We start from the raw sequence: 1352 nt of genomic DNA, 5'->3' as shown, positions 1-1352 counted from the left end.
GACGAGCACCTGCTTGAAGCCGCCACCGGCGGCGACGATCAGCAGGATGCCGGCGATCGGCGGCAGCGAGCCGCCGAGGAAACCGGAGACCTGGGTACGGCTGAAGCCGGACCGGTAGCCCAGGAAGATCATGGCGAAGATGACGCCGGCGAGCAGGGCGATGATCGGGGTGCCGACGATGTCCAGCGCCTTGCGGCCGGTGGTGTCCTCGCCGAGCGTCAGCTCGCCGATCGCCCGCAGCAGCATCAGCACCACCGGCAGCAGCACGGTGACCACCGCCGCCCACAGCGCCGGGGCGCGGCGCGAGCGCCGTCCGTCCGGCTCGTCGATCGCGCCGCCGGGCCGCCCGGTGCCCGGGTTGACCAGGTCGTCCTCGGTGACCAGGTCGCCGTCGGCGTCCAGCCGTCCGTCACCGGGACGGGTCGGGCTGCGGTCGTCGGCGTCGCGCCGGGTCGGCAGCAGCTCGGCCGGGGCGGTGGCCGGCACGTACCGGGCGATGAAGTTACCGAAGACCGGCCCGGCGATGATCACCGTGGGGATCGCCACCAGCAGGCCCAGGGCGAGCGTCTGACCGAGGTTCGCGCCGAGCGCGTCGATCGCCACCAGCGGGCCGGGGTGCGGCGGCACCAGGCCGTGCAGCACCGACAGGCCGGCCAGCGCGGGAATGCCGATCTTGATCAGCGGCACGTTCACCCGCAGCGAGACGAGCAGCACGATCGGCACCAGCAGCACCACGCCGACCTCGAAGAACAGCGGCAGGCCGATGAGCGCGGCCACGCCGGCCATCGCCCAGGGCAGCGCGGTCCCGGAGACCCGGCCGACCACCCGTTCCACGATGCCGTCCGCGCCGCCGGACTCGGCCAGCAGGCCGCCGATCATCGCGCCGAGTGCGATCAGCAGGCCCACGCCGCCGACCGTGGAGCCGACGCCGCCGCTGAACGACGTGACGATCTTGTCGACGGGTACGGCGGCGACCACGCCGAGCACCGCGGCGCCGAGGATCAGCGCGAGGAACGGGTGCACCTTGCCCCACGCGATGAGCAGCACGACAGCGGCGATGCCGAGCAGGGCGGCGAGGACGAGCTGGGTGTCACCGGCGTTCGTGAGCGGTTCCGCTGGTGCGGTGAGCAGTGTGACCACGGCTATCACGCCCTTCGGTCGGTCAGCGGGGTGGTGCGGTGGGTGGGGGTTCCGGCGGCAGGCTCGGCGCCATCCGTCGCAGTGAGGCGAACGTGGGTACCAGTGCGTCGTACAGCTCGGAGAAGAGCGGGAGCAGCGCCGCGTACGTCGCGGCGGAGGCGGGATCCGGGCGGACCGTCTCTTCGATCCGGACCAGGTCGGCGGCGACCTCG

Annotated in this window: 1 protein-coding gene and 1 pseudogene; both read right to left on the bottom strand. The window is 73.1% G+C overall.

What is annotated here, in order from left to right; translation table 11 throughout:
- On the bottom strand, positions 1-1140 hold a 1140-nt coding region (locus KBX39_RS31300), incomplete at its 3' end, for a GntP family permease (protein WP_210874007.1).
- Positions 1141-1162: 22 nt separating this feature from the next.
- Positions 1163-1352 (bottom strand): annotated as a pseudogene (locus KBX39_RS31295) (carbohydrate kinase); the annotation flags it as partial.

This window comes from Micromonospora sp. D75, assembly GCF_018070405.1.
Classification (GTDB): domain Bacteria; phylum Actinomycetota; class Actinomycetes; order Mycobacteriales; family Micromonosporaceae; genus Micromonospora; species Micromonospora chalcea.
Note: the sequence above shows the minus strand (reverse complement) of the source record. Positions and strands in the feature narration are given on the sequence as shown.